This is a genomic window from Malonomonas rubra (assembly GCF_003247215.1).
In the GTDB taxonomy this organism is placed as follows: domain Bacteria; phylum Desulfobacterota; class Desulfuromonadia; order Desulfuromonadales; family Geopsychrobacteraceae; genus Malonomonas; species Malonomonas rubra_A.
Map to the genome: position 1 here is coordinate 1 of NZ_QKAP01000036.1, position 7,085 is coordinate 7,085.

Annotated in this window: 4 protein-coding genes and 1 pseudogene; 1 reads left to right on the top strand and 4 read right to left on the bottom strand. The window is 52.7% G+C overall.

Translation table 11 applies throughout. The features are described from left to right. The first annotated feature begins 351 nt into the window (after positions 1 to 351). Positions 352 to 648: a hypothetical protein gene (locus tag Q7J88_RS03630; RefSeq protein ID WP_303720795.1), complete on the top strand. Its 297-nt coding sequence runs from the start codon at positions 352 to 354 to the stop codon at positions 646 to 648. 782 nt (positions 649 to 1,430) lie between these two features. Here Q7J88_RS03630 and lpdA read toward each other — a convergent pair. The 4 genes and pseudogenes from lpdA to Q7J88_RS03650 all read right to left on the bottom strand — a co-directional run. After that, positions 1,431 to 2,831, bottom strand: coding sequence for a dihydrolipoyl dehydrogenase (gene lpdA, locus Q7J88_RS03635; RefSeq protein WP_303720796.1), 1,401 nt, complete (start codon positions 2,829 to 2,831; stop codon positions 1,431 to 1,433). Between the two features lie 37 nt (positions 2,832 to 2,868). Then, positions 2,869 to 4,047, bottom strand: a complete 1,179-nt coding sequence (gene odhB / locus Q7J88_RS03640) for a 2-oxoglutarate dehydrogenase complex dihydrolipoyllysine-residue succinyltransferase (RefSeq protein WP_303720797.1) — start codon at positions 4,045 to 4,047, stop codon at positions 2,869 to 2,871. A 12-nt stretch (positions 4,048 to 4,059) separates the two neighbouring features. After that, positions 4,060 to 6,732: a 2-oxoglutarate dehydrogenase E1 component gene (locus tag Q7J88_RS03645; RefSeq protein ID WP_303720798.1), complete on the bottom strand. Its 2,673-nt coding sequence runs from the start codon at positions 6,730 to 6,732 to the stop codon at positions 4,060 to 4,062. A 178-nt stretch (positions 6,733 to 6,910) separates the two neighbouring features. Beyond that, positions 6,911 to 7,085, bottom strand: a pseudogene (locus Q7J88_RS03650) (IS1595 family transposase); the annotation flags it as partial.

Genomic DNA, 7,085 nt, shown 5'->3' on the forward strand with positions numbered 1-7,085 from the left:
GAATAATTTTCTGATCAAGGCGAGACACCAGAAAAAATTGTCTTGGCAAGAGATTTCTATGTGTTGATGTTCGGGATCAATTCCCTCAAAGATCTAAAATTTTCCATCTTTGAAAACATAGTCGATCTCGAATCTTTCGGGAGAAACTCAACCGTCTAGAGTTTTCGCAATAACATCGCTGATCTGCTCACCAAACTCGGCAAAAAATAGCTGCCTGTTTTTTCCTCCAATACGCTGATAAATAATTATCACTTGATGCTCGACTCGCCCTCTTTTCTGGGCTTGGACAAAACCATTGCTTGTTTCCTTAACTTTGAAAGGAAGGGGCGGTGTTTGGAGGTCCAGGGCGTAATGGGGCTCATCGACCAGTTAAAAGAGCAGAGACGCTGCAAAATTGTCCTGATCTTAAACGATGCCAGCTTGAAAGAGGTTAGCTCGGTTGATTATGCTCGGTTGCGGGAAAAAGTCATCGACAGGGAATTGAAATTCGCTCCGATGGCAGCCGATTGCACCCTGTTAGCTCTGCGGAAGGACCAATTCTCAAAACTCCTTCGGGATAATCTGCTCAAGCTGAATATCAATAATATCCGGATCATCAAAAAGATTGAGAAACTGGCTTTTTTGCTGACCCCCAAATTGGCCCTGTAAGATGATCTGGTTTTGAGCCGTGATTTGCATTAATTGACGTTGTTGACGTCGTGTTACCACGGGCAATCGAAGGATATCCCGGATTTTCGTTTCGTGATCAATCGGAAAAGAATGTTTCACGATATTGATGTGGATGCCAGTCTGACAACCCAGGAGCAGGATTGTTGTGCGACCCTCCGCACTTATGGTGATTATGCGGTAGAGGGCTTTGGTTTGCAGATTGCCCGGTTGTTTGAAAGTGGGTGGATACATGAATGACTGTGATCTGCACGACGAAGCCCGACTCCTGCAGGATAAAATAGAAGCGGAGTGAGGAGAAAGTTGCTCAACCTGAATCGGCAACACTGGACCATGAAATAAAAGATCCGGAAGTCATAGATAAATTCAGGAAAATGCAGACTAAGTTGCGAACTACAAACAGTCTTGCGGAGATCTGCGAACATTTGTTGACTAAAGGTGATAGTGCCGATGAAGAGTGCGAAAGGCAATTGGCATAGGCCTCTGTTGAACTGTTTAAATCCCAGGCAGGTGAAACGCTTTCCCAGTATGTTGATTTTTGCCTTAAGTTCTCCCGATTTTTTTTTGGGGGGGGGGCGACCGATGAGCAGAATAGCATAGCCGAGAAAGCGGAAGCTGCTCTCAGGAAGATCGGTGTAGAAAGCGAGTTGAAGGCGAGCCGGGTGCGCAGATTAGGTATCAAGGTGGACTGAATCAGTGTTGAAATTGGCCAAATGGATGAGCCCAGCCTGTCTCCGGCTGGGCTTTTTTTGTGGTCGGAAAAATCAGGCGTGAATCGCTTCCCCATTAACGGCGAGCGCAGCTTCCTTGATTGCTTCCGCCAGGGTCGGGTGGGCGTGGCAGGTCACGGCCAGATCGTGAACGCTGCCGCCAAAGCTGATGACGGTTGTCGCTTCGGCGATCAGCTCCGAGGCATGAGGTCCGATGATGTGGATGCCTAGGATTCGTCCGGTCTCAGGAGATGCCAGCACTTTAACGAACCCATCGCTGAAGCCGCTGGCCAATGCCCGGCCGCTGGCAGCAAAGAAGAACTTCCCGGTCTTGAATTCTATGCTATCCCGCTTCAGGCCCTCTTCGCTGCGGCCGACCGAAGCGACTTCCGGCCAGGTGTAGGTGACACTGGGAATCGCGTCGTAATTAACCTTAGATTTTTGCCCCGCCAATCGCTCTGCAAAGACCACCCCTTCCTCGCTTGCCTTGTGGGCCAGCATCGGGCCCGGGATCAGATCACCTATGGCATAGATGCCGGAGGCGGCTGTTTGGTAATTTTCATCCACTTTCAGCTGCCCCTGCTGATTCGGTTGCAGGCCGACGGCCGCCAATCCCAATCCTTCCGTTTGAGCCCGGCGGCCGGTGGCGACCAGCACCTTATCGACCGTAAGTTGCTGCTCCCCTTTTTCCGCCGTCAGGGTGGCGAGTACGCCCTCTTCCTTTTTTTCAATCTTCTCCAGCTTGGTTTTCAGGTGGATGTTCAATCCCTGTTTTTTCAGGCTGCGCTGCAGCATCTGCGCAAGCTGTGGATCGCTGAGCGGAATTAGCTGATCGAGCATCTCCACCACCGTGACTTCGGCACCGAGTCGGCTCCAGACAGAACCAAGCTCCAGACCAATGACGCCGCCTCCGACGACCAGCAGCCGCTGCGGCACTTCCTGTAAACTGAGGGCTTCACGGGCGTTGATGACGGTTTCACCGTCAAAGGGCAGATGCGGCAGCTCAATTGCTTCGCTGCCGGTTGCGAGCAGTACTGAGTTGGCATGTAGCGTTTGCTCACCAACCGTCACCTGCTGCAGGTCGCCATCCTTTCCAGACAGGGTCGCGGTGCCGGAAATGACACTGATCTTATTTTTTTTCATCAATCCGCTGATTCCGCCGGTCAACTTGTTGATAACCCCTTCCTTGCGGGCCATCATTTTGTTCAGATTGAGGGTCGCGTTGGGGACTTCAATGCCGTGGTCAGCCAGTTCATTGTTGACCTTGGCATACTGCTCGCTCGATTCAAGCAGCGCCTTGCTCGGAATGCAGCCCTCGTTCAGGCAGACTCCACCGAGGGTCTCCCGTTTTTCGACGAGGGCCACCGAAAAGCCGAGTTGGGCTGCGCGGATTGCCGCCACGTAGCCGCCGGGGCCGGCGCCAATAACGATCAGATCGAAATTCCGTTCAGACATCTAGTTCTCCTATGAGTGCGGATTTTTCCGCAATAAATTACATTTCCAGCAACATCTCTTCAGGGTCTTCGATGTAGAGTTTGATCTGCTTCAGAAAGCTGACCGCTTGCTGACCGTCGATAATCCGGTGGTCGTAGCTTAGGGCCACGTTCATGATTGGTCTGATAACAATTTCACCATGGATCACCACGGCGCGGTCTTTGATGGCGTGCATGCCGAGAATGCCGCTCTGAGGCGGGTTGAGCAACGGCGTCGAGAGCACCGAGCCGTAGATGCCGCCGTTGCTGATGGTGAAGGTTCCGCCCTGTAGTTCCTCTAGGCTCAGCTTGCCGGTTTCCGCTTTGGCGGCGAAGTCGCGGATCGTTTTTTCGACCTCGTCGAAGTGCATCCGGTCGGCGTCGCGGATCACCGGAACCACCAGTCCGCGCTTACTGCCGACGGCGACACCGATGTCATAGTAGTAGTGGTAGAGAATATCATTGCCATCGATCTGGGCGTTTACTTCCGGGTAGTCCTTAAGGGCTTCGGCAGTTGCTTTGACGAAGAAAGACATGAAGCCGAGTGGCACGCCATGTTTTTTCTCGAATGCTTCCTTGTGGCTGTTGCGCAGTTTAATCACCCTCGACATGTCGATCTCGTTGAAGGTGGTCAGCATTGCCGTCTGCTGGCGCGCCATCAACAGCCGCTCGGCAATTTTTTTGCGGATCTGGGTCATGGGCACTCGCTTAATCCGCTCAGCCTCGGCAACTGCGCTGTCCTCTTGTTCTTTAGGGGGCTCTACTGGTTTAGTGGCAGACTCTTCTGGCGATGTTTGTTTTTTCAGTAGGTCATCAACCAGGATACGGCCATCACGGCCGCTGCCACTGACCGTGGCCAGGTCGATGCCACTTTCTGCCGCTAGCTTGGGCACTGCTGGATTGACCGGTGGCAGTTCTTTGGCGGTCGCTGTTTTTTTCTCCGGTTGCCGCTCCGGTCTGCTCCCGACCGCCTCCGGGTCTATTCGGCCGATGACCGCACCGATTTTTACCACCTCACCCTGCTTGGCGAGGATAGTCAACTTCCCTGAAGTTTCAGCATTCAGCTCGACGTTGATCTTTTCCGTTTCCAGTTCGAGAAGCAAGGCATCCTTCTCTACCTGCTCGCCATCCTGTTTAAACCACTCACCGATTTCCGCTTCTACGATCGATTCGCCTACTTGGGGAACGATAATATCCATTGCAAGCCCCTTTTATTTTATCAAGAACGACTGTTCAACTATTCTTTGCTGTTCAAGTTTGTGAACGCGGTGTGATCCAACCGCAGAGCTGGCAGAGCGTTTGCGGCCAACATAAACCGGTTCTTTGCCGATGAGCTCAGACAGCTGGGGGCGCAGGTGTTCCCATGCGCCGCCGTTGGCCGGTTCTTCTTGAACCCAGAATATTTCACTCTGGTCCGGGTATGGGGCCAGAATTTCGGTTAGTCGCTCTCGGTGCAGCGGGAACAGCTGCTCAATACGGATCAGGGCGACATCGTCCCTTTGCTGCTCCTGTCGGTAGGCGAGCAGGTCGTAATAGAGCTTGCCGCTGCAGAGCAGAATTCGCTGGCAGATATCCGGCTTCTTGCTGTCAGGGATGATTTCCTGAAAGTGCTTGTCAGTAAAATCCTCAGAGCTGGAAACACATTCGGGATGACGTAACAGAGCCTTAGGAGTAAAGACGATCAATGGTCTTCGGTATGCGGCTTTGACTTGGCGGCGGAGCAGGTGAAACAACTGTGCGGGGGTACTCGGATTGACCACCAGCAGGTTGTTGTCGGCGCAAAGTTGCAAGTAGCGTTCGATGCGTGCGCTGGAGTGTTCCGGTCCCTGTCCTTCGTAACCGTGTGGCAGAAACATGACTAGGCCGCTGGAGCGGTCCCACTTGGTCATACTGCTGGCGATGAACTGATCGATGATGACCTGGGCGCCGTTAGCAAAATCGCCGAATTGAGCTTCCCAGATGGTCAGGTCGTTCGGGGATTCGACGGAGTAGCCGTAGTCGAAGCCGAGCACCGCCATCTCCGAGAGCATGCTGTTGTAGATGGTGAAGTGACTCCCCGCCTGGTGGGCAAACTGATCGAGCGGCGTATATTTTTGTCCGGTTTCGATATCGGCAAGGGTGGCGTGGCGATGGTTGAACGTGCCGCGCCGTGAGTCCTGCCCGGAAACCCGAATCCAGGTACCCTCGGCGACTAAACTGGCGAAAGCCAGCGCCTCGGCGGTTCCCCAGTCGATTTTCTCACCGTTTGCTACTGCTGTCCGGCGTTTTTCCAGTAATGCGGAAATTTTCCGATGCGGGGTGAAGTCTTCCGGCACGCTGGTGATAGCCATGATCTGGTCGGTTAAGGTCTGCCAGTCGGTCGCTGTCGGAACCGGATCAAAGCTGAATTCGCGCGAAATCTCGGCCCATTTTTTCAAAAAGCCTTCTTCCAGCTCTTGTGGCGGGCGCTCCAAGGCCGCCTCGAGATCCTGATCGATTTCGGTGGCCAGGGTTTCAAGTTCCTCTGCGCTGAACCCCTCTTCCTGCAGCTGGTTGCAGTAAATATCCGAAGTTGGTAGATGATTGCGTATTTTTTCGTACATTACCGGCTGAGTGAAGAACGGCTCGTCCCCTTCGTTATGACCGTGACGCCGGTAGCAGATCACTTCGATCACCACGTCTTTGCGGAATTTCTGCCGGAATTCAAGGGCAATGTTGGCAGCCTGCAGCAGAGCTTCCGGGTCGTCGCCATGCACATGCAAAATGGGCGACATCAGCATCTTGGCAATGTCAGTCGGGTAACAGGTCGAGCGGGCATCGACCGGCAGGGTGGTGAAACCGATCTGGTTGTTGATAACGATATGCAGGGTACCTCCGGTCCTGTACCCTTCGAGTTGCGAGAGGTTGAGTACCTCGGCGATGACCCCCTGCCCGGCGAAGGCGGCATCACCGTGGATCAGTAGCGGCAGCACCTTCTGTTCACCGTCTCCGTCAATCCGTTCTTGGCGTGCCCGGCTTTTGCCTTCAACCACCGGGTCAACCGCTTCTAGGTGGCTTGGGTTGGAGGTGAGGGAGAGGTGAATCTTTCTGTCGCCGTACTGTCGGTCGCTGGAGTAGCCTTTGTGATATTTGACATCCCCTTCGCCGATCACCTTGAAGGTTTCATTGTCAGCAAACTCAGCAAAAATGTTTTCCAGTGGTTTGTCGTAAATGTTGGCCAGCACGTTCAGCCTTCCACGGTGTGCCATGCCGATGATAACGTGCTCCAATTCAAGCCCGGCGGCGTATTCAATCAGGTAGTCGAGCAGCGGAATGACCGATTCGGCCCCTTCCAGGGAAAAGCGTTTCTGGCCGACGAACTTGCGATGCAGAAAGGTTTCGAACTTGGTCGCCTGCAGCAATTTTTTCAGGGTCGCCAGCTTCTTTTCGCGGCTCAGCTCCAGCTGGTTACGCGAGCCTTCCATCCGTTCCTGCAACCATTTTCGTTCGTCCATGATCGGTATATGCATGAACTCGACGCCGAGGGAGCGGCAATAGGTCTGTTGCAGAATTTCAATAATCTTTTTCAGCGGAGCGTGTGACAGAATGAAATCGTCGGTTGCGAAGTTCCGCTCCAAATCGGTTTCTTCAAGACCGAATTCGCTTAGCTGCAGCATCAGATAATCGGTTTTACAAGGGGTCAGCGGATCGACGCAGGCATAAAGGTGGCCAATTTCGCGATAACGGCGGATCAAAGATTGGACTTCCGCCGGTTTGTGGTCGGGCTCTGCGCTGCTTTTGTCGAGGCCTAGCTCAAACCCTTGAAAAAATGCGCGCCATTCGGCCGTAACCGATTCCGGGTTCTGCTGATAGTTTCGATACTGGGATTCTATCCATTGGGGGCTGACATTGTCTGTGGTGGTCATCGGTTTTGCACCCTTTGCGTCATCGACGGAATTTAATTTAACCGTGACAGTATAGATCAGAGTTCCTGCTGGTCGCAATAAAGGCTCCAAATAACTATAGATTTTTTTTTTCAGATTGCATTAATTTGCTAACCGGTTGAAGTACTGTTTAATTTTAATGTCTGGTTATCAACTTCGCTCAAGTAACCGGCTCCAGAACCAGAAATTTCAAAGGTGCTGGGGCTGACTGAACAGCTTGTTGCATGATTCGCCAAAATCCCTTGTCAACTGATCTGCAATTACGGCGATTAAAGCGAAAAACATTTTCATCCAGGTAGCGCTGCAAATACTGCGAATCAAATCGTCCCTGGAAC